The sequence below is a fragment of the Citrobacter sp. Cf118 genome (genome assembly GCF_030334095.1).
Classification (GTDB): domain Bacteria; phylum Pseudomonadota; class Gammaproteobacteria; order Enterobacterales; family Enterobacteriaceae; genus Citrobacter; species Citrobacter freundii.
This window is the reverse complement of record NZ_JAOWES010000062.1, coordinates 223,915-248,800: the sequence shown is the minus strand read 5'-3', so window position 1 is coordinate 248,800 and position 24,886 is coordinate 223,915. Positions and strand designations below refer to the sequence as shown.

Sequence of the window (24,886 nt, the reverse complement as noted above, 5' to 3'; positions counted from 1 at the left end):
GGAGAACGCTATGTTGAAATCACCCCTGTTCTGGAAAATCGTCACTCTGGGTGGCGCCATGCTGCTGCTGTTAATTCCCCTGACAATGGTCAGGCAGATAATCGTAGAGCGATCGGATTATCGCAATGATGTTGAAGATGCAATCCGCCAGAGCACCAGCGGACCGCAAAAGATGGTCGGCCCGTTGATAGCCATTCCGGTGACAGAGCTTTATACCTCGCTGGAGGATGGCAAAGAGATCCAGCGTAAGCGAAGCTATATCCATTTCTGGCTGCCGGAGTCGTTGCTGGTTGAGGGGAGTCAGAACGTTGAAGCGCGTAAAATCGGTATTTATGAGGGCCAGGTCTGGCACAATGACCTCTCGGTGAAGGCCGAGTTTAACGCTGAACGTTTGCGTGATTTAAACCATCCCAATGTCAGCGTCGGCAAACCGTTTATCGTGGTTGGCGTGGGGGATGCGCGCGGGATTGGTGTGGTGCAAGCGCCGCAGGTCAATGGAACGTCGCTGGCGGTTGAGCCGGGGACGGGGCTGGATGGACGTGCGCAGGGGATTCACATTCCGTTACACGACGCGAGCTGGGCGGAGCAAAACCTGAGCATGACGCTGTTGCTGAATTTGAGCGGAACAGGAGATTTCTCCGTTGTTCCGGTTGGCCGTAACAGTGAAATGACCTTAACCAGCAATTGGTCGCATCCCAACTTTCTTGGGGATTTTCTTCCGGCTAAGCGCGAAATCAGTAAGTCTGGATTCAATGCCCAGTGGCAAAGCAGTTGGTTTGCCAATAACCTCGGCGAACGCTTTGATGGCGAAAAGATTGGCTGGGAGGGAATGCCTGCATTTAGCGTCGCTGTCGCCACGCCTGCGGATCAATACCAACTGACGGACAGGGCGACAAAATATGCCATTTTGCTAATTGTGCTGACCTTTATGTCTTTCTTTGTCCTTGAAAGCATGACCAGCCTTCGACTGCACCCGATGCAGTACCTGCTGGTGGGATTATCGCTGGTGATGTTTTATCTGTTGCTGCTGGCGTTGTCAGAACATATTGGTTTTACCGCCGCGTGGATTACGGCCAGTCTGGTGGGGGCGTTGATGAACGGTGTGTATCTGCAGGCGATATTACAGGGTTGGCGTAAGAGTATTTTGTTCACCGTAGCGCTGCTGGGGCTGGACGGTGTGATGTGGGTGTTGCTCCGTTCACAGGACAGCTCTTTACTGCTGGGAACCGGCGTGCTGTTGGTCGCGTTGTGTGGCGTGATGTTCCTGACGCGTCATCTTGACTGGCACTCGCTGGCACAGCCAAAACCAAAGCCGACAGAAATTTCGGAGTCTCAGCCTGCGCAGAGTGACGAGTTTCGCTTATGGAAATAGGGCTGTGGTGAAATGAAAAACGGCGCATATTGCGCCGTTTTTTTACCTGTGAGGATTGAATTAATCCTGCAGGTCGCCGCAGAAACGGTAGCCTTCACCGTGAATGGTGGCGATGATTTCTGGCGTATCCGGCGTTGATTCGAAATGTTTACGAATGCGGCGGATAGTCACGTCAACGGTACGGTCATGCGGCTTCAGTTCGCGACCGGTCATTTTTTTCAGCAGTTCTGCGCGAGACTGGATTTTGCCCGGATTCTCACAGAAGTGAAGCATGGCGCGGAATTCGCTGCGTGGCAGTTTATACTGCTCGCCATCAGGACCAATCAGAGAGCGGCTGTTGATGTCCAGCTCCCAGCCATTGAATTTGTAGCTCTCGACGCTACGGCGTTCTTCGCTGACGGTACCCAGGTTCATGGTACGCGACAGCAGGTTACGAGCACGGATAGTCAGTTCGCGCGGGTTAAACGGCTTGGTGATGTAATCGTCTGCGCCGATTTCGAGGCCGAGAATTTTATCGACTTCGTTATCACGGCCCGTCAGGAACATCAGCGCAACGTTAGCTTGTTCGCGGAGTTCGCGCGCTAACAGGAGGCCATTTTTCCCAGGCAGATTGATATCCATAATCACAAGGTTGATGTCATATTCAGAGAGAATCTGATGCATTTCCGCGCCATCTGTCGCTTCGAATACATCATAGCCTTCTGCTTCGAAAATGCTTTTCAACGTGTTGCGTGTTACTAACTCGTCTTCAACGATAAGAATGTGCGGGGTCTGCATGTTTGCTACCTAAATTGCCAACTAAATCGAAACAGGAAGTACAAAAGTCCCTGACCTGCCTGATGCATGCCGTAAATTAACATGATCGGCGTAACATGACTAAAGTACGTAATTGCGTTCTTGATGCACTTTCCATCAACGTCAACAACATCATTAGCTTGGTCGTGGGTAGTTTCCCTCTGGACCCGACAGTGTCAAAAACGGCTGTCATCCTAACCATTTTAACAGCAACATAACAGGCTAAGACATGCCGGACACCCAATAAAACTACGCTTCGTTGACATATATCAAGTTCAATTGTAGCACGTTAACAGTTTGATGAAATCAACGTATCCAAATGTTTGCTTTCATCACAAAATTGCAATATTACAACTAGTTGCACGCGCTAATTAATAAATGTAATGAATCCAACCAATGCGATCCATTTTAAATTAAATTATCATGGATAAACAGAAGGATATGCAACTTTTGTTAACATAAAGGGCAATAATTCAGTCTGGAAATAGTTTAGCATTTTTTACCGGATGCGAAATGCTTTTTCAGTGATTCATGTTAAAAATATGTAAATTCTCGCTGCGTAATATGTTGATGCATGTCACATTATTACCTGCACACAGGCCAAAAGAGTATCGAAATGCGTTTAACAATTATTCTGGTTGCCCCCGCCAGAGCGGAAAATATTGGTGCGGCAGCCCGTGCGATGAAGACCATGGGATTCACCCAGTTGCGAATCGTTGACAGCGAGGCCCACCTGGAACCCGCCACGCGATGGGTTGCGCATGGTTCGGGTGATATTATTGATAATATTAACGTTTTTCCAACGTTAGCCGAGGCGCTTCACGACGTGGATTTTACCGTCGCGACCACGGCGCGCAGCCGCGCGAAGTTTCATTATTACGCTACGCCGGTCGAACTGGTTCCCCTGTTGCAGGAAAAATCAACGTGGATGGATCACGCCGCGCTGGTTTTTGGTCGTGAAGATTCGGGGCTGACCAACGAAGAATTGGCTCTGGCGGATGTCCTCACCGGGGTACCTATGGTGGCTGACTATCCATCACTCAATTTGGGGCAGGCGGTGATGGTATATTGCTATCAATTAGCAGGTTTAATACAACAACCGGCCAGAAACATTGAGATGACGGATGAGCATCAGCTACAGGCATTGCGCGAACGTGTTTTGCGTTTATTAGCCACGCTGAACGTTTCTGACGACATTAAGTTGACGGACTGGCTGCAACAGCGAATGGGTCTGTTAGAGCAGCGAGACACGGCAATGTTGCACCGTTTTTTACATGATATAGAAAAAAATCTAACAAAATAAAGTATTGATAAATGTTTGTTGTGTGGTGTTTTACTCTGGTTTCAAGTGGGCGAGACATACTGTATTGGTTGAAAGTAAAAGGGCAAGCAGTCGCTCATGAACAAGTGTCGGAATGTGATCAATTTAAAAATTTATTGACTTAGGTCAGCAGATACTTTAACCCTAAAAGAATACAAGACAGACAGATAATAATTACAGAGCACACAACATCATGAAACGCATCAGCATCACTATTACCACAACCATCACCATTACCACAGGTAACGGTGCGGGCTGACGCGTACAGGAAACACAAGAAAAAGCCCGCACCTAAACAGTGCGGGCTTTTTTTTCGACCAAAGGCAATGAGGTAAACCATGCGAGTGTTGAAGTTCGGCGGTACATCAGTGGCAAATGCAGAGCGCTTTCTGCGGGTTGCCGATATTCTGGAAAGCAATGCCAGACAGGGGCAGGTCGCGACCGTGCTCTCTGCCCCCGCAAAAATTACCAACCATCTGGTGGCGATGATTGAGAAGACCATCGGTGGTCAGGATGCTTTAGCCAATATCAGCGACGCCGAACGTATTTTCTCTGAGCTGTTGGTGGGTTTGGCCGCTGCGCAGACGGGTTTTCCGCTGGCTCCGCTCAAAGCCTTTGTTGAACAAGAGTTTGCCCAGATTAAACACGTCCTGCATGGCATCAGCCTGTTGGGACAGTGCCCGGACAGCATCAATGCCGCGCTTATCTGCCGCGGCGAAAAAATGTCGATCGCCATCATGGCTGGCCTGCTGGAAGCGCGCGGGCACAACGTGACGGTCATCGATCCGGTGGAGAAATTGCTGGCAGTCGGCCATTACCTCGAATCTACCGTTGATATCGCCGAATCTACGCGCCGCATTGCCGCCAGCCGTATTCCTGCGGACCACATGATTTTGATGGCCGGATTTACCGCCGGGAATGAGAAAGGTGAGTTAGTGGTGCTGGGGCGTAATGGCTCCGACTACTCTGCCGCCGTACTGGCCGCCTGTTTGCGCGCGGATTGTTGTGAGATCTGGACCGATGTTGACGGCGTATATACTTGCGATCCGCGTCAGGTACCCGACGCCCGACTGCTGAAGTCGATGTCTTATCAGGAAGCGATGGAGCTTTCTTACTTCGGCGCCAAAGTGCTGCACCCGCGCACCATTACCCCTATTGCCCAGTTCCAGATCCCTTGCCTGATTAAAAATACCGGGAATCCACAAGCGCCTGGCACGTTGATTGGCGCCAGCAGTGATGACGACGATTTGCCGGTAAAAGGTATTTCTAATCTCAATAACATGGCGATGTTTAGCGTTTCCGGCCCAGGAATGAAAGGCATGGTGGGTATGGCGGCACGCGTTTTTGCCGCAATGTCGCGTGCGGGCATCTCGGTAGTGCTGATCACCCAATCCTCTTCCGAATACAGCATCAGCTTCTGCGTCCCGCAGGGCGACTGCGCGCGTGCGCAACGCGCGATGCAGGATGAATTCTACCTCGAACTGAAAGAAGGCCTGCTGGAGCCGCTGGCGGTGACTGAGCGTCTGGCTATCATCTCTGTTGTTGGCGATGGTATGCGTACTCTGCGTGGCATTTCGGCGAAATTCTTTGCCGCGCTGGCTCGTGCGAACATCAATATCGTGGCGATCGCCCAGGGTTCGTCTGAGCGTTCTATTTCAGTGGTGGTGAACAACGACGACGCGACTACCGGCGTTCGCGTGACCCATCAAATGCTGTTCAACACCGACCAGGTGATTGAAGTGTTTGTGATTGGTGTAGGCGGCGTGGGCGGTGCGCTACTGGAGCAGCTTAAACGTCAGCAAACCTGGCTCAAAAAGAAGCATATCGATCTGCGCGTGTGCGGCGTGGCGAACTCGAAGGCCCTGTTGACCAACGTCCACGGACTGAATCTGGAAAACTGGCAGTCGGAGCTGGAAAGTGCGAAAGAGCCTTTCAACCTTGGGCGCTTAATTCGCCTGGTGAAAGAATATCATCTGCTTAATCCGGTGATTGTCGACTGTACGTCAAGCCAGGCGGTGGCAGATCAGTATGCTGATTTCCTGCGCGAAGGCTTCCATGTGGTTACGCCGAACAAAAAGGCCAACACCTCGTCGATGGATTACTACCATCAGCTGCGTTTTGCCGCCGCGAAGTCCAGGCGTAAATTCCTCTACGACACCAACGTGGGCGCAGGCTTGCCGGTAATTGAAAACCTGCAAAACCTGCTCAGCGCAGGTGATGAATTGCAGCGTTTCTCCGGTATTCTTTCCGGCTCGCTGTCGTTTATTTTCGGCAAGCTGGATGAAGGCATGAGCTTCTCGCAAGCCACCACCATGGCGCGTGAGATGGGCTATACCGAGCCCGATCCGCGTGACGATCTTTCCGGCATGGATGTGGCACGTAAGCTGTTGATCCTCGCCCGTGAGACCGGTCGTGAGCTGGAGCTTTCAGACGTGGTCATTGAACCAGTTCTGCCAAAAGAATTTGATGATTCCGGTGATGTATCCGCGTTTATGGCGAAATTACCGCAGCTGGATGACGTGTTTGCCGCGCGCGTGGCGAAAGCCCGTGATGAGGGAAAAGTATTGCGTTATGTTGGCAATATCGAAGAGGACGGCGTTTGTCGCGTGAAAATTGATGCAGTAGACGGCAACGATCCGCTGTTTAAAGTGAAAAACGGTGAGAACGCGCTGGCATTCTATAGCCACTACTATCAGCCGTTACCGTTGGTTCTGCGCGGATATGGCGCGGGTAACGACGTGACGGCAGCGGGCGTCTTTGCCGACCTGCTACGCACCCTTTCATGGAAGTTAGGAGTCTGACATGGTGAGAGTTTATGCCCCGGCTTCCAGTGCCAATATGAGCGTCGGGTTTGATGTGCTCGGTGCGGCGGTAACTCCGGTGGACGGTTCGCTGTTGGGCGATGTGGTGACCGTTGAGGCGGCTGATCAGTTCAGCCTGAACAACCTTGGGCGCTTTGCCAACAAGCTGCCGTCAGAGCCGCGCGAAAATATTGTCTATCAGTGTTGGGAGCGATTCTGCCAGGAGCTGGGTAAAACGGTTCCGGTGGCGATGACGCTGGAAAAAAATATGCCGATTGGCTCCGGGTTAGGCTCCAGCGCCTGTTCCGTCGTGGCGGCATTAGTCGCTATGAACGAACACTGCGGTAAGCCGCTCAACGATACGCGCCTGTTGGCGATAATGGGCGAGCTGGAAGGGCGTATCTCCGGCAGTATTCATTACGATAACGTTGCCCCGTGCTTTTTGGGCGGCATGCAGTTAATGATTGAAGAAAACGGCATTATTAGCCAGCAGGTGCCAGGCTTTGATGAGTGGCTATGGGTACTGGCGTATCCGGGGATTAAAGTGTCGACGGCAGAAGCGCGGGCGATTCTACCTGCGCAGTATCGCCGTCAGGACTGTATCGCCCACGGGCGACATCTGGCTGGATTTATCCATGCCTGCTATTCCCGTCAGCCTGGGCTTGCCGCGAAGCTGATGAAGGACGTCATTGCTGAGCCGTATCGTACCCGCTTGCTACCAGGCTTTAGTCAGGCGCGTCAGGCGGTAACAGAAATTGGCGCGCTGGCCAGCGGGATCTCCGGGTCAGGGCCGACGCTGTTCGCCTTGTGCGATAAGCCGGATACGGCGCAGCGCGTAGCAGATTGGCTGAGTAAAAATTACCTGCAAAATCAGGAAGGCTTTGTTCATATTTGCCGGCTGGACACGGCGGGCGCACGGGTACTGGGATAATCAATGAAACTGTATAATCTGAAAGATCATAACGAGCAGGTCAGCTTTGCGCAGGCCGTCACGCAAGGGCTTGGCAAGAATCAGGGATTGTTTTTTCCGCACGATCTACCGGAATTCAATCTGACAGAAGTGGATGAGATGCTGAACCAGGACTTCGTTAGCCGCAGCGCGAAGATCCTGTCCGCATTTATTGGTGATGAGATCCCTCAGGAAATTCTGGAAAAACGCGTGCGTGCTGCATTTGCTTTTCCGGCACCGGTTGCTCAGGTTGCTGCAGATATCGGTTGTCTGGAACTGTTCCACGGCCCTACGCTTGCATTTAAAGACTTTGGCGGACGCTTTATGGCGCAAATGCTGACGCACATCAGCGGCGACAAGCCGGTAACCATTCTGACGGCGACCTCAGGTGATACTGGCGCGGCGGTTGCACATGCCTTTTATGGCCTGAAAAATGTGCGCGTGGTGATCCTCTACCCGAACGGCAAGATCAGCCCATTACAGGAAAAACTGTTCTGTACGCTGGGCGGTAACATTGAAACTGTAGCGATTGATGGCGATTTTGATGCCTGCCAGGCGCTGGTGAAACAGGCGTTTGATGACGAAGAGCTGAAGGTGGCTCTGGGACTGAACTCGGCTAATTCAATTAACATCAGCCGTTTGCTGGCGCAAATCTGTTACTACTTTGAGGCTGTGGCTCAGCTACCGCAAGAGGCGCGGAATCAGCTGGTGATTTCTGTTCCCAGCGGTAACTTTGGCGATCTGACCGCCGGGCTGCTGGCGAAATCACTGGGCTTGCCGGTGAAGCGTTTTATCGCGGCGACTAACGTTAACGATACGGTTCCGCGTTTCCTTGCTGAAGGTGAGTGGGCGCCGAAAGCGACTCAGGCGACGTTATCGAATGCGATGGATGTCAGCCAGCCGAACAACTGGCCGCGCGTGGAAGAACTGTTCCGCCGTAAAATCTGGCGTCTGAATGAGCTGGGTTATGCCGCCGTTGATGATGCCACGACCCAGGACACCATGCGTGAGTTACATGAGATAGGCTACACCTCAGAACCGCATGCGGCGGTGGCTTACCGTGCGCTGCGTGACCAACTGAACCCTGGCGAGTACGGCCTGTTCCTTGGTACTGCGCATCCGGCGAAGTTTAAAGAAAGCGTTGAAGAGATTCTTGATCTGACGCTGGCGTTGCCAAAAGAGCTGGCGGAACGCGCGGACTTGCCGCTGCTTTCTCATCACCTGCCTGCTGATTTTGCGCAACTGCGTAAGCTGATGATGACCCGCGGGTAATTCTTGTGCCGGATGAGGCGTTAGCCGTCATCCGGCATGTACACTACTGCTCGTGACGCTTGAACACCAGTTCACCTTTCCCTGACGATTCTTCATCAAAGAAATAGCCTTCGCTGTTAAATGCGGTCAGCTGTTCCGGCTGCGTTAAGCGGTTCTCAATGATGTAGCGGCTCATCAGGCCGCGCGCTTTCTTGGCATAAAAGCTGATGACTTTGAACTTGCCGTTTTTCTCGTCGAGGAAGACTGGTTTAATCAGCTCGGCATTGAGCTTTTTCGGCTTCACCGATTTAAAATACTCATCCGAAGCGAGATTAATCACCACGCTGTCGCCTTGTGCTTCAAGTGCTTCATTAAGTTTATCGGTGATGATATCTCCCCAGAACTGGTAGAGATCTTTACCCTTCGCATTGGCCAAACGAATGCCCATCTCCAGACGATAAGGCTGCATCAAATCCAGCGGACGTAGAACGCCGTACAGTCCGGACAACATCCGTAAATGCTGCTGAGCGAAGTCGAAATCCGCCTCGCTGAAGGTTTCAGCCTGCAGCCCGGTATACACGTCGCCCTTAAATGCCAGAATGGCCTGGCGCGCATTGTCCGGCGTGAAGTCAGGCTGCCAGTCATGGAAACGCGTGGCATTCAAATCCGCCAGTTTGTCGCTAATTCCCATCAGCTTGCCAATCTGCGGCGCAGAGAGCTGGCGCGCCACATGGATAAGCTGCTGAGAGTGATCCAGCAGTTCGGGTAGCGTATGGCGTGTTGTTGCCAGCGGACTTTGGTAGTCGAGCGTTTTTGCAGGTGAAATCAGAATCAGCATATCCAGTCCTTGCAGGAAATTTACTGCGACTTTAGCAAAAAAAACGACATATTTGATCGATGGTTGTGATTGCCGCGCTATCCGCGCGGCGTTTCATCCCAGCTTTCGGGGGCAAGCTGTTGTCTGATATCAGGATAACGGTGCGGATCGAATTCCGGGCGCACCCCGAGTTTACGCTGGCGCAGATAGTCGCTGGCGATGGTATGGACAACCGGAGAAAGCAGCAGAATCGCTGTCAGGTTAGTAATGGCCATACAAGCCATAATGATATCGGCCAACTGCCAGACCAGCGGGAAGCTGACAAACGTTCCGCCGATAATGGTGCTAATGGTAGCGATTCGCAATAGCCAGATGACGCGCATATTGTCCAGTTTCAGAAAGACGAGATTGTTCTCCGCATAGATGTAGTTGGCGACGATCGAGCTAAAGGCAAAGAGAATCACAATAAAAGCCACGAATCCGGCTCCCCATTCTCCCGTCAGCGTTACCATTGCTTTTTGAAGTAACTGGATGCCTTCCATTGGCACATAGCTGGTGCCATTGCCTGCCAACAGAATAATCATCGCGCTAGCCGTACAGACCACGAGAGTGTCGCCTAATACCCCAATCATTTGCACAATGCCTTGTGCCGCAGGATGCGGTGGCCAGGAGGCGGCCGATGCGGCTGCATTCGGCGTAGATCCCATTCCGGCTTCGTTAGAAAACATGCCGCGTTGAAAACCGTTGGCAATAGCCTGGCTTAGCGTATATCCGGCCGCACCCGCTGCCGCTTCCTGCCAGCCAAAGGCGCTTTTTATAATGGTGACGATAATGTCGGGAAGCTGCCCGATATGCCACAGACAGATGATGATGCTACTTCCAACCCACAGCAGTGCCATCATCGGAACGAACCATTGCATCAGGCGTGCGACGCCTTTAATACCGCCGACGATGACCAGTAATGACACTATTGCCAGTGCGATACCGGAGAAGAGGGGAGGGATGTCAAAAGCAAAGGTCAACGCACGAGAGACCGAGTTCGCCTGAACGCTGTTAAAAATCAGTCCATAGGCAATCAGTAAAAAGATGGCAAAAAGGACGCCCATCCAGCGCATGCCCAGACCACGTGCCATATACCACGCAGGACCACCGCGGAACTGTCCTTTGCTATCGCGTTCTTTATACAGTTGGGCAAGTGAGCACTCGGCGAATGACGTTGCCATACCAATGACCGCTGAGACCCACATCCAGAAAATGGCTCCAGGGCCGCCAGCGGCGATCGCCAACGCTACGCCGGCCAGGTTCCCGCTACCGATACGCGCGGCAAGGCTGGTGCACAGAGCCTGAAAGGAAGTTAAACCGCCCGGCTGCGGGCTAATGCTGTTTTTAAGACTTGTGCCAAACTGGCGAATGTAGCGGAACTGCACGAACCCTGTACGCCAGGTGAACCAACATCCTGCGCCAAGCAGGAGGTAGATCATCACCGATCCCCAGAGTATTTCATTAATAAATGAGAAAAAATCAGGCATTAACATCCCTCTTGTTGATGCCGGTAAGCGCGAAGATTTCCGTGTAAGCGCTACCAATAATCGACCAGTATATACCTTGTCATGAGAGTGATTGCGGGAGTTTATCATAACAATCGTTATATCCCGCAATTGCGCATCACAGGCTTTGAGATGCGTAATCAGGGCTGAGCAGCGGGTCGGACAATCCAGGCGGTTGCGCTGAGAGTGCGTCGTGCTATCATCAGGGAAGATCGGTTACATCCCCCTAACAAGCTGTTTAAAGAGAATCGCTATCATGACGGACAAATTGACCTCCCTTCGTCAGTTCACCACAGTAGTGGCCGACACCGGAGACATCGCGGCAATGAAGCTGTATCAGCCTCAGGATGCCACAACTAACCCTTCTCTCATTCTTAACGCAGCGCAGATCCCAGAATACCGCAAGCTGATTGATGACGCTGTAGCCTGGGCTAAGCAGCAGAGCAACGACCGCGCACAGCAGATCGTCGACGCGACCGACAAACTGGCAGTAAATATCGGTCTGGAGATCCTGAAACTGGTCCCGGGTCGTATCTCTACTGAAGTTGACGCTCGTCTGTCTTACGACACCGACGCGTCCATCGCGAAAGCAAAACGTCTGATCAAGATGTACAACGACGCTGGCATCAGCAACGATCGCATTCTGATTAAACTGGCTTCAACCTGGCAGGGCATCCGTGCCGCTGAGCAGCTGGAAAAAGAAGGCATCAACTGTAACCTGACTCTGCTGTTCTCCTTCGCGCAGGCACGTGCATGTGCAGAAGCTGGCGTATACCTGATTTCTCCGTTCGTTGGTCGTATTCTTGACTGGTACAAAGCCAACACCGACAAGAAAGAGTATGCACCGGCAGAAGATCCGGGTGTGGTTTCCGTAACGGAAATCTACGAGTACTACAAACAGCACGGTTACGAAACCGTGGTGATGGGGGCGAGCTTCCGTAACATCGGCGAAATCATTGAGCTGGCAGGCTGCGATCGTCTGACGATTGCTCCGGCACTGCTGAAAGAGCTGGCGGAAAGCGAAGGCGCTATCGAACGTAAACTGTCCTTCTCCGGCGAAGTGAAAGCGCGTCCTGCACGCATCACCGAAGCTGAGTTCCTGTGGCAGCACAACCAGGATCCGATGGCTGTAGATAAACTGGCGGACGGTATCCGTAAGTTTGCTGTAGACCAGGGTAAACTGGAAAAAATGATCGGCGATCTGCTGTAATCATTTAAGCGTGGCCCTGATATGGGTCACGCTACCTCTTCTGAAACCTGTCTGTCCTTCCTTTCGCAGTGTATCATTCTGTTTAACGAGACTGTTTAAACGGAATAATCATGAATACTTTACGCATTGGCCTGGTTTCCATTTCTGACCGTGCTTCCAGCGGCGTTTACCAGGATAAAGGTATCCCGGCCCTTGAAGAGTGGCTGGCATCTGCCCTTACCACCCCTTTTGAGCTGCAAACGCGACTGATCCCGGATGAACAGGCGATCATCGAACAGACCTTATGCGAGCTGGTGGATGAAATGAGCTGTCATCTGGTGCTGACTACCGGCGGAACGGGTCCGGCACGTCGCGACGTGACCCCCGATGCTACGCTTGCCGTCGCTGACCGCCAGATGCCAGGCTTTGGCGAACAGATGCGCCAGATAAGTCTGCACTTTGTGCCAACGGCTATTCTCTCCCGCCAGGTCGGTGTGATTCGCAAACAGGCGTTGATCCTGAATCTGCCTGGGCAGCCGAAATCGATCAAAGAAACGCTGGAAGGCGTGAAAGATGCCGACGGTAAGGTTATCGTACCGGGTATTTTTGCAAGTGTACCGTATTGTATACAGTTGCTGGATGGGCCGTATGTGGAAACCGCACCGGCTGTTGTAGCATCTTTTCGTCCTAAAAGCGCAATTCGCGATACAAACGCCTGAAAGTAGCCCGATCGTGACATAAGTGCCAATCACAGTGGAGTATTGAATTGTTTACGATATAGTAATTTTTGCTTTACATGTATCGACAGACAGATTCAATAACTCCACTGACTGATGGTTTGCTATGTCACAACACACTCGACCGCTGAATCGCCAGGATTATAAAACTCTTACGCTTGCTGCCCTCGGCGGTGCGCTTGAGTTTTATGATTTCATTATCTTCGTCTTCTTTGCCGCTGTTGTTGGTGAACTGTTCTTTCCGGCAGATATTCCTGAGTGGCTACGTCAGCTGCAAACCTTCGGCATTTTTGCCGCCGGATATCTGGCGCGTCCGCTGGGTGGCATCATCATGGCGCACTTTGGCGATCTGGTCGGGCGTAAGAAAATGTTCACCCTGAGCATTTTGCTGATGGCGATACCGACGCTGGCGATTGGTCTTTTGCCTACCTACGCCTCAATGGGGATCCTCGCACCGCTGTTGTTACTGCTGATGCGCATTTTGCAAGGCGCTGCCATCGGCGGAGAAGTGCCGGGCGCGTGGGTGTTCGTGGCGGAGCATGTACCGGAGCGCCGCATCGGCATTGCCTGTGGCACGCTGACCGCCGGGCTGACGGTGGGGATTCTGTTGGGATCGGTGGTTGCGACGCTGGTGAATACCAACCTGACGCAACAGGCGGTGCATGACTACGGCTGGCGTATCCCGTTCCTGTTGGGGGGCGTTTTTGGGCTGGTGGCGATGTACCTGCGTCGCTGGTTGCAGGAAACGCCCATCTTCCTCGAAATGCAGCAGCGTAAAGCACTTGCGCAAGAGCTACCGGTGAAGTCGGTGGTGGGTAAGCATAAAAAAGCGGTGGTTATTTCAATGCTGCTGACCTGGTTGTTATCGGCCGGGATTGTGGTGGTGATCCTGATGTCACCAGTCTGGTTGCAGAAGCAGTATGGCTTTGCACCCGCGCTAACGCTACAGGCCAACAGTGTCGCTACCATTATGCTGTGCGTCGGCTGTCTGCTGGCCGGATTTATTGTCGACAGGGTCGGCGCCAGCAAAACCTTTATTGTCGGCAGCCTGCTGCTGGCCTGTTCGAGCTGGTTTTTCTATCACCTGACCGGCAGCCATCCTCAGCACTTGTTCCTGTTATACGGGCTGGTGGGATTATGCGTTGGCGTGGTCGGCGCAGTGCCTTATGTAATGGTGCGGGCGTTTCCGGCGGAAGTCCGTTTTACCGGTATTTCCTTTTCCTATAACGTCTCATATGCCATTTTTGGTGGTCTGACGCCAATTGCCGTGACGATGTTAATGGGCGTGTCGCCAATGGCTCCGGCCTGGTATGTGCTGGCGTTATCGCTGGTGGGGTTAGGTCTGGGGATTTGGCTGCGACAGGATATTTATCATCGCGATACGAGCGTACAGGGAGAGTTACAGCGTTTGTAAGGAATATCCCCCCTTCAGGGGGGATATTGTCAGATTAGTGCGCTTCACCAATCGGCAGGATGGTACGGCCAAACTGTTCGTTCAGCACTTCACCCATCGCCAGGTAAATGGCGCTTGCACCACACACTAAGCCAACCCAACCCGCTACGTGAATGATTGCTTCGTTACCTGCAATGTTGCCAACGGCCAGCAGGGCGAACAGCACTGTCAGGCTCAGGAACACGAACTGCAGCATGCGCGCGGCTTTCAGCGTACCGAAGAACATGAACAGAGTGAACACGCCCCACAGACCCAGGTAAGCGCCCAGGAACTGACCATTGGTTGCATCCGCGAGGCCCATTTTCGGCATCAGCAGAATCGCAACCAGCGTCAGCCAGAACGAACCGTAGGAGGTAAAGGCGGTTAAACCGAAGGTGTTGCCTTTTTTATATTCCAGAAGACCGGCAAAAATTTGCGCGATACCGCCGTAGAAAATGCCCATCGCCAGAATAATAACGTCTAAAGCGAAGAAACCCGCGTTATGCAGGTTAAGCAGAATGGTGGTCATGCCAAAGCCCATCAGGCCCAGCGGTGCCGGATTAGCCAACTTAGTGTTGCCCATAATTCCTCAAAATCATCATTGATTGAATGGTGAAATAGTTTCCCCGAATAACGATCGCTGTCTTCGGGGCGCGGCATAATAATCAGGGGAGAGGGCACTGTCTATGATCTAACGAAGGAAAAACGAATTATTTTCCCTGTGATGGGCATCACGCTTGTGTGTGGTTGAGCATTCTGCGCAGGCAGGCAATGTGGAGTACCGCCGGGATCGTCACGCGATAAGCGCTGCCGCTCACCGCTTTAACCCCGTTTAAAGCCGCACCTACCGGGCCGCCAAGTCCGGCTCCGCGCAGTAATCCGTGCCCTATTACGCTGACGGCGGCGTGGGTTCGCAGAATTTTGGTTAACTGGCCGGAGAGCAGGTGAGAGACGCCTTTTGCCAGGTGACGATCCTTCAATAATAACGGTAGCAGTTCTTCCAGTTCAGAAACTTTTGCATCGACAGCCTGCAGAAATTCCTGCTTTTGTCCGGCATCCATTTTTTGCCAGGCGTTGCGTAAAAAGTGCTCCAGCAGAGACTGTTCAATTTCGAACGTGGACATCTCTTTATCAGCTTTAATCTTCAGACGCTTCGAAACGTCCAGCAAAATCGCCCGATACAGTTTTCCATGTCCACGGAGTTTATTGGCAATGCTGTCGCCCCCATAATGCTGCAGTTCGCCAGCAATCAGTTGCCAGTTGCGGCGGTGCTGTTCCGGATGTCCTTCCATCGATTTAAATAAATCGTTGTGGTTGAGAACGCTCGACAGACGGGCTTTCCCCTTTTCATTATGTGTAAGCAGACGGGCAATATTGGCGAGCTGCTCCTCGCTGCAATGCTGAAGAAAATCGAGATCGTCGTCATTCAAATAGGTGACATTCATGTTTCTATGGCTTTTGAATAAAAGTATGGGGAGTTAGTCGTCGCCGATGATTTTCAGCGTCGCCATATCAGAAGAGTTCACCGTATGGCCGGAGAAGGTAATTTTTTTCACGCAGCGCTTATTGTCGTTGTCGCTATTGATGTTGATCCAATTGGTCGTTTGCCCTTCTTTGATGGAGGAAGGCACGTTCAGACTCTGGCTGGACATGCGGGCAGCTTTGAAATAAACCGATGCACCACTGAGCTGTAAATCACCATGATCGGCCGTAAGTTGAATGCGTTTCACCACGCGGCAAACGGGAAGTTTCAGCGTCAGATCGTTGGTTTCATTACGGGGCATGGCGATCACGCCGAGGACTTTATGATCGTTAGCGTGTGCGGCGCTGCTCAGCAGTAGGCCCATAAGCAGGCTGGCGGAAAGGGTTAATACGGATTTCATGGAATTTCTCTTTGACGGCTGTAAAAGTGTGTCGTTTCAGACCATCTTACCGCTGTCAGAATCATGATTCATGCTTGTAATCTTTTCTTTTTATTACAATTTTTATGTGAATGGCTGTGCTGAATTTATCTGTTTTATGAATTAATTTTGATTTGAGACTATTCATTTTTTAATCTTTTAGCCTTTTTTCTGCGATTTTATTGCCACAAGGCTAAAAAAAATTTTCATGCCCCCCTTGATGAAGTGGGTTACGACCCCATCTTGTAAGCAACCGCAGTGGTGAGTCTGAAAAAAAACGATTCAGGGTAGTTGAAACCGCACGTTTCGCCCTTATTACAGATTCACAACCACATGATGACCGAATTTTTAGTGGAGACGTTTAGATGGGTAAAATTATTGGTATCGACCTGGGTACTACCAACTCTTGTGTAGCGATTATGGATGGCACTACTGCACGTGTGCTGGAGAACGCCGAGGGCGATCGCACCACGCCTTCTATCATTGCTTATACCCAGGATGGTGAAACTCTGGTTGGTCAGCCGGCTAAACGTCAGGCAGTGACAAACCCGCAAAACACCCTGTTTGCGATTAAACGCCTGATTGGCCGCCGCTTCCAGGACGAAGAAGTACAGCGTGATGAAGCCATCATGCCGTACAAAATCATCGGTGCTGACAACGGTGATGCATGGATTGACGTAAAAGGTCAGAAACTGGCACCGCCGCAGATTTCTGCTGAAGTGCTGAAAAAAATGAAGAAAACGGCTGAAGATTACCTGGGTGAGCCGGTAACTGAAGCAGTTATCACCGTACCTGCATACTTTAACGATGCTCAGCGTCAGGCAACTAAAGACGCCGGTCGTATCGCAGGTCTGGAAGTAAAACGTATCATCAACGAACCAACCGCAGCTGCGCTGGCTTACGGTCTGGATAAAGAAGTCGGCAACCGTACTATCGCGGTATATGACCTCGGTGGTGGTACTTTCGATATCTCTATTATCGAAATCGACGAAGTTGACGGCGAAAAAACCTTCGAAGTTCTGGCAACCAACGGTGATACCCACCTGGGTGGTGAAGACTTCGACAGCCGTATGATCAACTACCTGGTTGACGAGTTTAAGAAAGATCAGGGTATCGACCTGCGTAATGACCCGCTGGCGATGCAGCGTCTGAAAGAAGCCGCTGAGAAAGCGAAGATCGAGCTGTCTTCCGCTCAGCAGACCGACGTGAACCTGCCGTACATCACTGCAGACGCGACCGGTCCGAAACACATGAACATCAAAGTGACCCGTGCGAAACTGGAAAGCCTGGTTGAAGACCTGGTTAACCGTTCTATCGAGCCGCTGAAAGTTGCTCTGCAGGATGCTGGCCTGTCCGTATCTGATATCAACGACGTTATCCTCGTTGGTGGTCAGACGCGTATGCCGATGGTGCAGAAGAAAGTTGCTGAGTTCTTCGGTAAAGAACCGCGTAAAGACGTTAACCCGGACGAAGCCGTAGCAATCGGTGCTGCTGTTCAGGGTGGTGTATTGACCGGTGATGTTAAAGACGTGCTGCTGCTGGACGTTACCCCGCTGTCTCTGGGTATCGAAACCATGGGTGGCGTAATGACTCCGCTGATCGCGAAAAACACCACTATCCCGACCAAGCACAGCCAGGTGTTCTCTACCGCTGAAGACAACCAGTCTGCGGTAACCATCCACGTGCTGCAGGGTGAACGTAAACGCGCTGCTGATAACAAAGATCTGGGTCAGTTTAACCTGGATGGTATCAGCCCGGCTCCGCGCGGTATGCCGCAGATCGAAGTTACTTTTGACATCGATGCCGACGGTATCCTGCACGTTTCCGCGAAAGACAAAAACAGCGGTAAAGAGCAGAAGATCACCATCAAGGCTTCTTCTGGTCTGAACGAAGAAGAAATTCAGAAAATAGTTCGCGAAGCAGAAGCGAACGCAGAATCTGACCGTAAGTTTGAAGAGCTGGTTCAGACCCGTAACCAGGGTGACCATCTGCTGCACAGCACTCGCAAGCAGGTTGAAGAAGCAGGCGACAAACTGCCGGCTGACGACAAAACTGCCATCGAGTCTGCACTGACCGCGCTGGAAACTTCTCTGAAAGGTGAAGATAAAGCGGATATCGAAGCGAAAATGCAGGCGCTGGCACAGGTTTCCCAGAAACTGATGGAAATCGCTCAGCAGCAGCACGCACAGCAACAGGCTGGTGCAGCAGGCGCTGATGCTTCTGCAAATAATGCGAAAGATGACGACGTTGTCGACGCCGAGTTTGAAGAAGTGAAAGACAAAAAATAATCGCCCTTTGAACGGGTAATTACTGGCACGGGCGAAGAGGTTTCCTCTCCGCCCGTGCACGCATGTTAGGGGCAGATAAAAAGAGATGGCTAAGCAAGACTATTACGAGATTTTAGGCGTTTCCAAATCAGCGGAAGAGCGTGAAATCAAAAAGGCCTACAAGCGCCTGGCCATGAAATATCACCCGGACCGCAACCAGGGTGATAAAGAGGCCGAAGCCAAGTTTAAAGAGATCAAAGAAGCGTACGAGATCCTGACCGATGCGCAAAAACGTGCGGCCTACGATCAGTACGGTCATGCTGCGTTTGAGCAAGGCGGCATGGGCGGCGGCGGCGGTTTTGGCGGCGGGGCTGATTTCAGCGATATCTTTGGTGACGTGTTTGGCGATATCTTTGGCGGCGGTCGTGGTCGTCAGCGCGCCTCACGTGGTGCTGATTTACGTTACAACATGGATCTCACTCTGGAAGAAGCCGTGCGTGGCGTCACCAAAGAGATCCGTATTCCGACTCTGGAAGAGTGTGACGTCTGCCACGGTAGCGGCGCGAAGGCGGGCACTCAGCCGCAGACCTGTCCAACCTGTCACGGTTCTGGTCAGGTACAGATGCGTCAGGGCTTTTTTGCCGTACAGCAGACCTGTCCACACTGTCAGGGCCGCGGTACGCTGATCAAAGATCCGTGCAACAAATGTCATGGCCATGGTCGCGTTGAGAAAAGCAAAACGCTGTCCGTTAAAATCCCGGCAGGCGTTGACACCGGCGATCGTATTCGTCTGTCTGGTGAAGGTGAAGCCGGTGAGCATGGCGCACCAGCAGGCGATTTATACGTTCAGGTGCAGGTGAAACAGCACGCCATCTTTGAGCGTGAAGGTAACAACTTGTACTGTGAAGTGCCGATTAACTTCTCAATGGCAGCGCTGGGCGGCGAGATTGAAGTCCCGACGCTGGACGGTCGCGTGAAGTTAAAAATTCCGGGCGAAACGCAGACCGGCAAACTGTTCCGCATGCGTGGAAAGGGCGTCAAGTCTGTACGCGGTGGCGCTCAGGGCGATCTGCTGTGCCGTGTAGTTGTTGAAACCCCGGTAGGTTTGAACGACAAGCAGAAGCAGTTGCTGAAAGATCTGCAGGAAAGCTTCGGCGGTCCTACCGGCGAAAACAACAGCCCGCGTTCCAAAAGCTTCTTCGACGGTGTGAAGAAGTTCTTTGACGATCTGACTCGCTAACGACAAGCCAAAAAACTTTCTCGTTTGAAAAAACCGGTATTCCCTTTTAAGGGAATACCGGTTTTTTATTGTCAAGGATAAAAGTGAGTTGGATGGCCTTGAATGTGAGTTTTCTAACATGTCAGGTAAATATATTAGGGGTGGTTTAGTTAGAAGATATTGATGCGCTTACTAACAAATATGAACTTATCATATCTACAGCAACATTATTTGACACATTATTTTAAGCAGTCATTATCTATTCTGATGTGAGATTTACATCACTATCTTGTAATTACATTTGTTTAATATTTATCACCGCAGCGAACCTTCATTCATTGATGAAAAAATTATAATTATGGGGAATAAATTCAATGCCTCGGATAAAGGAAATACTACTGGCTAGTCTTGTATTAGCCACTCCAGCTCTTTTTAGCCAAAATGTACAAGCTCTGGAATATAAAAACTCTTTTGGGTCAATTAACGCTGGTTATGCAGACTGGAATAGCGGTTTTGTGAATGTGCACCGCGGTGAAGTTTGGAAAGCAACGGCTGATTTTGGCGTCAATTTTAGAGAAGCTGAATTCTATTCTTTTATTGAAAGCAACGTATTAAACCATGCAGTGGCGGGCCGTAACCATACCGTCTCTGCTATGACCCATGTGCGTCTTTTTGATTCTGACTATACCTTCTTTGGCAAGATATACGGTCAATGGGACAACTCATGGGGTGACGATCTGGATATGTTTTATGGACTCGGTTATCTGGGGTGGAGTGGAGATTGGGGTTTCTTTAAACCTTATATCGGCTTGCATAACCAATCAGGTGACTATGTATCACCGAAATATGGACAGACCAGTGGATGGAATGGATATGTTATTGGTTGGACTGCTGTTTATAACTTCTCTTTATTTGGTGAAAGCTTTGTTTTATCTGACTGGAATGAAGTCGAGATTGATAGAAATGATGCTTACACGGAGCAGCAATTCGGTCGAAATGGTTTAAATGGAGGATTAACGCTGGCATGGAAGTTTTATCCACGATGGAAGGCATCTGTAACGTATCGTTATTTTGAGAACAAATTAGGTTATGACGGATATGGGGATCAGATGATTTATATGGTCGGATATTCATTTTAATTAAAATTAAAGGAACTGAAATGAAAAGAACAGTCATTGCCAGCATGATTGGGCTGGCACTGTGCGCCGGGAGCACATTACAAACCGCGCAGGCTGCTGCGGATAAACGCCCTAATTTAGTCATCATTCTTGCGGATGATTTGGGTTATGGCGATCTGGCGGTTTATGGTCATCAAATCGTTAAAACACCGAATATCGATAAATTGGCTCAGGATGGTGTGAGATTTACGGATTACTATGCGCCAGCTCCGCTTTGCTCCCCTTCTCGTGCTGGGTTATTGACTGGACGTATGCCGTTCCGCACGGGGATCCGTTCCTGGATCCCGGAAGGGAAAGATGTGGCATTGGGCCGTAATGAGCTGACGATTGCTAATCTGCTGAAAGCGCAAGGCTACGACACGGCGATGATGGGTAAATTACACCTCAATGCCGGCGGTGATCGAACAGACCAACCGCAAGCTAAGGATATGGGGTTTGACTATGGCCTGGTGAATACAGCCGGGTTTGTGACCGATTCCACTTTAGATAACGCGAAAGAGCGCCCACGCTATGGCACCGTGCATCCGACCGGATTCGCGCGTAATGGCAAACCGATTGGCAGAGCAGAAACATTTAGCGGTGAACTGGTTAGTTCAGAAGTCGTTAACTGGCTGGATAACAAGAAAGACGATAAACCGTTCTTCTTATACGTTGCATTTACCGAGGTCCATAGCCCGCTGGCCTCACCGAAAAAGTACCTCGATATGTATTCGCAATATATGAGTGCCTACCAGAAACAGCATCCGGATCTGTTCTACGGTGATTGGGCTGATAAACCTTGGCGTGGCACAGGTGAGTATTACGCCAACGTCAGTTATATGGATGCTCAGGTTGGTAAAGTAATGGATAAGATAAAGGCAATGGGTGAAGAAGATAACACCATTGTTATCTTTACTAGTGATAACGGACCTGTCACTCGTGAAGCGCGTAAAGTGTATGAGTTAAACCTGGCGGGTGAAACGGATGGTCTTCGCGGTCGTAAAGATAATCTGTGGGAGGGCGGGATCCGCGTTCCGGCAATTATCAAATATGGTAAGCATATTCCGCAGGGAATGGTGACAGATACGCCTGTCTATGGCCTCGACTGGTTGCCGACGCTGGCAAACATGATGAACTTCAAGCTCCCTACCGATCGCACCTATGATGGGCAGTCTTTGATTCCATTGCTGGAACAGAAAACCTTAAAACGTGAAAAACCGCTGATTTTCGGTATCGATATGCCATTCCAGGATGACCCTACTGATGAATGGGCTATTCGTGATGGCGACTGGAAAATGATCATCGATCGTGAGAATAAACCCAAGTACCTCTATAACTTGAAAAAAGATCGTTTCGAGACACTGAACCAGATCGGCAAACAGCCTGATATTGAGAAACAACTCTACGGTAAATTCCTGAAATATAAACAGGATATTGATAACGACTCGTTAATGAAAGCACGCGGTGATAAGCCTACGTCGGTCACCTGGGGCTAATCGAATAATTATAAGAAATACCATGTATGCCACTTAGGGCTCTGCCCGCCTGGCTCAGCGTTTTAGCTCTGAGCCAGGTTCTTTTATTTATAGGCTTGAATGATGATGAGCAGGAAAAGTTGTCAAGTCATGATTAAACCGACGGGTTCGGTATGCAATCTGGATTGTAAATACTGTTTTTACCTGGAGAAAGAGAAGCTCTATCCGCAGAGAAAAGCCAATTACAGGATGTCTGAAGATACGCTTGAATTGTTTATCAAACAGCATATCGCCGCGCAGGATGTGGATGAGGTGATTTTTGCCTGGCAAGGAGGGGAGCCAACGTTGATGGGGCTGCCATTTTTTCGACGGGCGGTCGAACTTCAGCAGATATACGCGGGTGAAAAGACAATAATCAATACGTTCCAGACCAACGGTATTTTGATTGATAACGAATGGGCTATTTTTTTTAAGCAACACGCCTTCCTGGTGGGCGTTTCTATTGATGGTGATGCCGCGTTACATGATGAATGGCGGGTTACTCGTTCGGGTAAACCAACGCATGAGAGAGTTGAACGGGCCGTTAAATGCCTGGTACGCCACGGTGTGGAATTTAATACGCTGACGGTAGTGAATCACACGAATATGCATCACCCATTGCAAGTCTATGACTATCTGAAAAGCATCGGCAGTCGTTATATGCAATTTATTCCGCTTGTCGAAAGAAGCGCTGAAGGAGACGGTATTGGTCTGACGCATCCTGAAGACGGACAAACGAGAATGATGCCGTGGTCGGTTGATTCACTGCAATTTGGTCATTTTCTCAACGCTATTTTTGATGTCTGGATCCGTAACGATATTGGCGATATCGGCATACAGATGTTTGAGCAGACGCTTGCCGCGTGGTGTGGTTTACCGCCGCAGGTATGCGTGTTTGCATCAACCTGCGGTAGCGCATTTGCCATGGAAATGAATGGCGATGTGTATAATTGCGATCATTTTGTCTATCCGCAGAACAAGTTGGGGAATATTCAAGATTCGACGCTGCGCGCGATGAACAATAGCGAACAAAACCGGCAGTTTGGCGAAGATAAAAATCGCACAATGGCACAAGAATGTTACTCCTGCCAATGGCAGTTCGCCTGTTATGGCGGCTGCCCTAAGCACCGCTTCTTGCCGTCAACGTCAGGTAAAAGAAATCACAACTATTTGTGTGCGGGTTATAAGGCGTTTTTCTCTCATACTGCAATGACGATGAGCGCCATGAGAACACTCTATGAAAATGGTTTTTCACCTGTAGAAATAAAATCAGTATTTGCTTGAACGTATCGTATTCGCAGGGAGTGAATATGTTTTCTTGGGTTAATGTCGATAGCTGCAAAACGCCTGGTTGCAAAAATGTGGGCGTGTTGAACAGCCCGGATTACCAACATCAGGGGAGAAATATACTCTGCCGGGCCTGCGGTTTTCTCTTCCCCATTATTTCGGAACGGTCACTCAACCGCTTTCGTCAGTCGGTCAATCAGGCATGGAAAGGGTTGATTAAATCCTGCCCCTATTGCGGGGGGATTTCACTTAAAAAGTACGGTTTTTCCGCGCAAGGAGAACCGCGTATTTACTGTCAGCGCTGTCATAAAACATTTATATCTCCTGTCAGGCAGAAAACAGATGCACGTCAGGGTTTTCTCGCCACGCTGATTCAGGAAGGCGCGACACTGGCGGATATTCGCACCACGCTTGCGCTGGATAGCACCGGGTTAAGCCGGGAGTTACGGAAACTCTCTCGCAGTGCAAATCTGGTAGAACGCGAATTTATTTTTCCTACGTTCGATATCACTATGAGCACGCGCGCTTTTCGGATCAAATTTAACGGCGGTGATAGTTTCCTGTATGTGTTGGTCACTGCAGAAGAAAATACCGGTCGAATTGTTGCCGTGACCACAAATTACTCAGCTCATCCCGTAGAAGCTGAGTATCAGTATCATTCTGACTATGAAGAACGCCTGCCTCCCGGTACGTTGGCGCATATTGTGCAACGTAAAGAAGTGATAACGATGCGGCGGGAGGTGCTTTTTGATGTGGATTACGGCCCCGCAATATTGCACAAAAATGATCCGGGGATGTTAGTTAAACCCGTTTTACCCGCTTATCGCCATTTCGAGTTGGTTAAAATGCTTACGGATGAACGCTCTCTCAACATTCAGCATTACCTCGATCAGGAATGTTTTATCCTGGGAGGATGCATGATGGCGAATATACAGCATGTTCAGCAAGGGCGTTGTCATATTGCTTTTGTGAGAGAACGCGGAGAATCAGCACCGCAAAAAGATATTCCGCCAAGGCTGTTCCTGGGAGGCGGCATCCGTAATAACGTTTGGCGAACATTCTCCACGCGTGACTACGCGCTGGCGGTATGTAACTTAACGGAGAACCGGAAAACGAGTATGCAGCGCAGCGCCACGCTTGCGAGTGCGACCCGTTTTATCCATTTTATCGATACACATCCTTTTCTGGCACACCTCAACCGTATGTCTCCGGCAAATGTGACGGCAACGCTGGACCATCTCAGATACGCGTTTAATGCGCGACATCACCCAAGTGAAGGTTAACTGATACAGCATTCTCTTATTATAAAGCTCGAGAAAAACGATCTATT

The 24,886-nt window shown here is 50.6% G+C and carries 22 protein-coding genes and 1 other annotated feature; of the genes, 16 read left to right on the top strand and 6 right to left on the bottom strand.

The window, feature by feature from the left end; translation table 11 throughout:
- Positions 1 to 10 precede the first annotated feature (10 nt).
- Positions 11 to 1,372, top strand: a complete 1,362-nt coding sequence (gene creD / locus OGX67_RS05960; protein ID WP_204584143.1) for a cell envelope integrity protein CreD — start codon at positions 11 to 13, stop codon at positions 1,370 to 1,372.
- A gap of 60 nt (positions 1,373 to 1,432) precedes the next feature.
- Here the strand turns inward: creD and arcA are convergent, their stop codons facing one another.
- Entirely contained in the window at positions 1,433 to 2,149 is a 717-nt protein-coding gene (gene arcA, locus OGX67_RS05955; protein WP_001194359.1) for a two-component system response regulator ArcA, read from the bottom strand.
- Positions 2,150 to 2,244: 95 nt separating this feature from the next.
- Between arcA and yjjY the strand changes: the two genes are divergently transcribed.
- From yjjY to thrC, 6 genes are all read left to right on the top strand, one after another.
- The gene (gene yjjY / locus OGX67_RS05950; RefSeq protein WP_042998021.1) at positions 2,245 to 2,385 is read left to right on the top strand and encodes a YjjY family protein; all 141 of its coding nucleotides are present in this window, start codon (positions 2,245 to 2,247) and stop codon (positions 2,383 to 2,385) included.
- A 398-nt stretch (positions 2,386 to 2,783) separates the two neighbouring features.
- Positions 2,784 to 3,470, top strand: a complete 687-nt coding sequence (locus tag OGX67_RS05945; protein WP_003018988.1) for a tRNA/rRNA methyltransferase — start codon at positions 2,784 to 2,786, stop codon at positions 3,468 to 3,470.
- Positions 3,471 to 3,676: 206 nt separating this feature from the next.
- Positions 3,677 to 3,803: a sequence feature (Thr leader region), on the top strand.
- Complete coding sequence (gene thrL, locus OGX67_RS05940; protein WP_032337689.1) at positions 3,682 to 3,747, top strand: thr operon leader peptide; 66 nt, start codon at positions 3,682 to 3,684, stop codon at positions 3,745 to 3,747. (Overlaps the previous feature by 66 nt.)
- Before the next feature lie 23 nt (positions 3,804 to 3,826).
- The gene (gene thrA / locus OGX67_RS05935; protein ID WP_204584141.1) at positions 3,827 to 6,289 is read left to right on the top strand and encodes a bifunctional aspartate kinase/homoserine dehydrogenase I; all 2,463 of its coding nucleotides are present in this window, start codon (positions 3,827 to 3,829) and stop codon (positions 6,287 to 6,289) included.
- Between the two features lies 1 nt (position 6,290).
- A complete protein-coding gene (gene thrB / locus OGX67_RS05930) occupies positions 6,291 to 7,220 on the top strand; it encodes a homoserine kinase (RefSeq protein WP_048219758.1) in 930 nt (309 codons plus the stop codon).
- 3 nt (positions 7,221 to 7,223) lie between these two features.
- A complete protein-coding gene (gene thrC / locus OGX67_RS05925; RefSeq protein ID WP_115454601.1) occupies positions 7,224 to 8,510 on the top strand; it encodes a threonine synthase in 1,287 nt (428 codons plus the stop codon).
- 43 nt (positions 8,511 to 8,553) lie between these two features.
- On the opposite strand, the gene yaaA is transcribed toward thrC, so the two are convergent.
- Both yaaA and OGX67_RS05915 read right to left on the bottom strand, forming a co-directional pair.
- The gene (gene yaaA / locus OGX67_RS05920; protein ID WP_071696561.1) at positions 8,554 to 9,327 is read right to left on the bottom strand and encodes a peroxide stress protein YaaA; all 774 of its coding nucleotides are present in this window, start codon (positions 9,325 to 9,327) and stop codon (positions 8,554 to 8,556) included.
- 77 nt (positions 9,328 to 9,404) lie between these two features.
- Positions 9,405 to 10,835 carry an alanine/glycine:cation symporter family protein gene (locus OGX67_RS05915; RefSeq protein ID WP_003018976.1) on the bottom strand — a complete coding sequence of 477 codons (1,431 nt, stop codon included), beginning with the start codon at positions 10,833 to 10,835 and terminating at the stop codon, positions 9,405 to 9,407.
- A gap of 274 nt (positions 10,836 to 11,109) precedes the next feature.
- Here OGX67_RS05915 and tal point away from each other — a divergent pair, with 274 nt between their 5' ends.
- The 3 genes from tal to OGX67_RS05900 all read left to right on the top strand — a co-directional run bounded on the left by tal (position 11,110) and on the right by OGX67_RS05900 (position 14,193).
- Positions 11,110 to 12,063 carry a transaldolase gene (gene tal, locus OGX67_RS05910; protein WP_003018974.1) on the top strand — a complete coding sequence of 318 codons (954 nt, stop codon included), beginning with the start codon at positions 11,110 to 11,112 and terminating at the stop codon, positions 12,061 to 12,063.
- Positions 12,064 to 12,173: 110 nt separating this feature from the next.
- Positions 12,174 to 12,761 (top strand): molybdopterin adenylyltransferase, encoded by a 588-nt coding sequence (mog, locus tag OGX67_RS05905; protein ID WP_003018973.1) that lies wholly within the window; start codon positions 12,174 to 12,176, stop codon positions 12,759 to 12,761.
- A 124-nt stretch (positions 12,762 to 12,885) separates the two neighbouring features.
- Entirely contained in the window at positions 12,886 to 14,193 is a 1,308-nt protein-coding gene (locus tag OGX67_RS05900; protein WP_257651255.1) for an MFS transporter, read from the top strand.
- 34 nt (positions 14,194 to 14,227) lie between these two features.
- On the opposite strand, the gene satP is transcribed toward OGX67_RS05900, so the two are convergent.
- From satP to OGX67_RS05885, 3 genes are all read right to left on the bottom strand, one after another.
- A complete protein-coding gene (gene satP, locus OGX67_RS05895; RefSeq protein ID WP_003018969.1) occupies positions 14,228 to 14,794 on the bottom strand; it encodes an acetate uptake transporter in 567 nt (188 codons plus the stop codon).
- 148 nt (positions 14,795 to 14,942) lie between these two features.
- Complete coding sequence (gene msyB / locus OGX67_RS05890) at positions 14,943 to 15,656, bottom strand: acidic protein MsyB (RefSeq protein ID WP_257651254.1); 714 nt, start codon at positions 15,654 to 15,656, stop codon at positions 14,943 to 14,945.
- Positions 15,657 to 15,689: 33 nt separating this feature from the next.
- Complete coding sequence (locus OGX67_RS05885) at positions 15,690 to 16,094, bottom strand: DUF2541 family protein (RefSeq protein ID WP_003018965.1); 405 nt, start codon at positions 16,092 to 16,094, stop codon at positions 15,690 to 15,692.
- Positions 16,095 to 16,477: 383 nt separating this feature from the next.
- Between OGX67_RS05885 and dnaK the strand changes: the two genes are divergently transcribed.
- The 6 genes from dnaK to OGX67_RS05855 all read left to right on the top strand — a co-directional run bounded on the left by dnaK (position 16,478) and on the right by OGX67_RS05855 (position 24,839).
- Positions 16,478 to 18,400, top strand: a complete 1,923-nt coding sequence (dnaK, locus tag OGX67_RS05880; RefSeq protein WP_286526126.1) for a molecular chaperone DnaK — start codon at positions 16,478 to 16,480, stop codon at positions 18,398 to 18,400.
- 85 nt (positions 18,401 to 18,485) lie between these two features.
- Entirely contained in the window at positions 18,486 to 19,619 is a 1,134-nt protein-coding gene (dnaJ, locus tag OGX67_RS05875; RefSeq protein WP_201442871.1) for a molecular chaperone DnaJ, read from the top strand.
- Between the two features lie 353 nt (positions 19,620 to 19,972).
- Complete coding sequence (locus OGX67_RS05870) at positions 19,973 to 20,737, top strand: outer membrane protein OmpK (RefSeq protein ID WP_071696564.1); 765 nt, start codon at positions 19,973 to 19,975, stop codon at positions 20,735 to 20,737.
- A gap of 20 nt (positions 20,738 to 20,757) precedes the next feature.
- Positions 20,758 to 22,251, top strand: coding sequence for a sulfatase family protein (locus tag OGX67_RS05865; protein ID WP_257651253.1), 1,494 nt, complete (start codon positions 20,758 to 20,760; stop codon positions 22,249 to 22,251).
- Between the two features lie 102 nt (positions 22,252 to 22,353).
- Positions 22,354 to 23,553, top strand: a complete 1,200-nt coding sequence (locus OGX67_RS05860; protein WP_071696634.1) for an anaerobic sulfatase maturase — start codon at positions 22,354 to 22,356, stop codon at positions 23,551 to 23,553.
- A 26-nt stretch (positions 23,554 to 23,579) separates the two neighbouring features.
- Positions 23,580 to 24,839 (top strand): IS1/IS1595 family N-terminal zinc-binding domain-containing protein, encoded by a 1,260-nt coding sequence (locus OGX67_RS05855; protein ID WP_257651252.1) that lies wholly within the window; start codon positions 23,580 to 23,582, stop codon positions 24,837 to 24,839.
- The last annotated feature ends 47 nt before the right edge of the window (positions 24,840 to 24,886 follow it).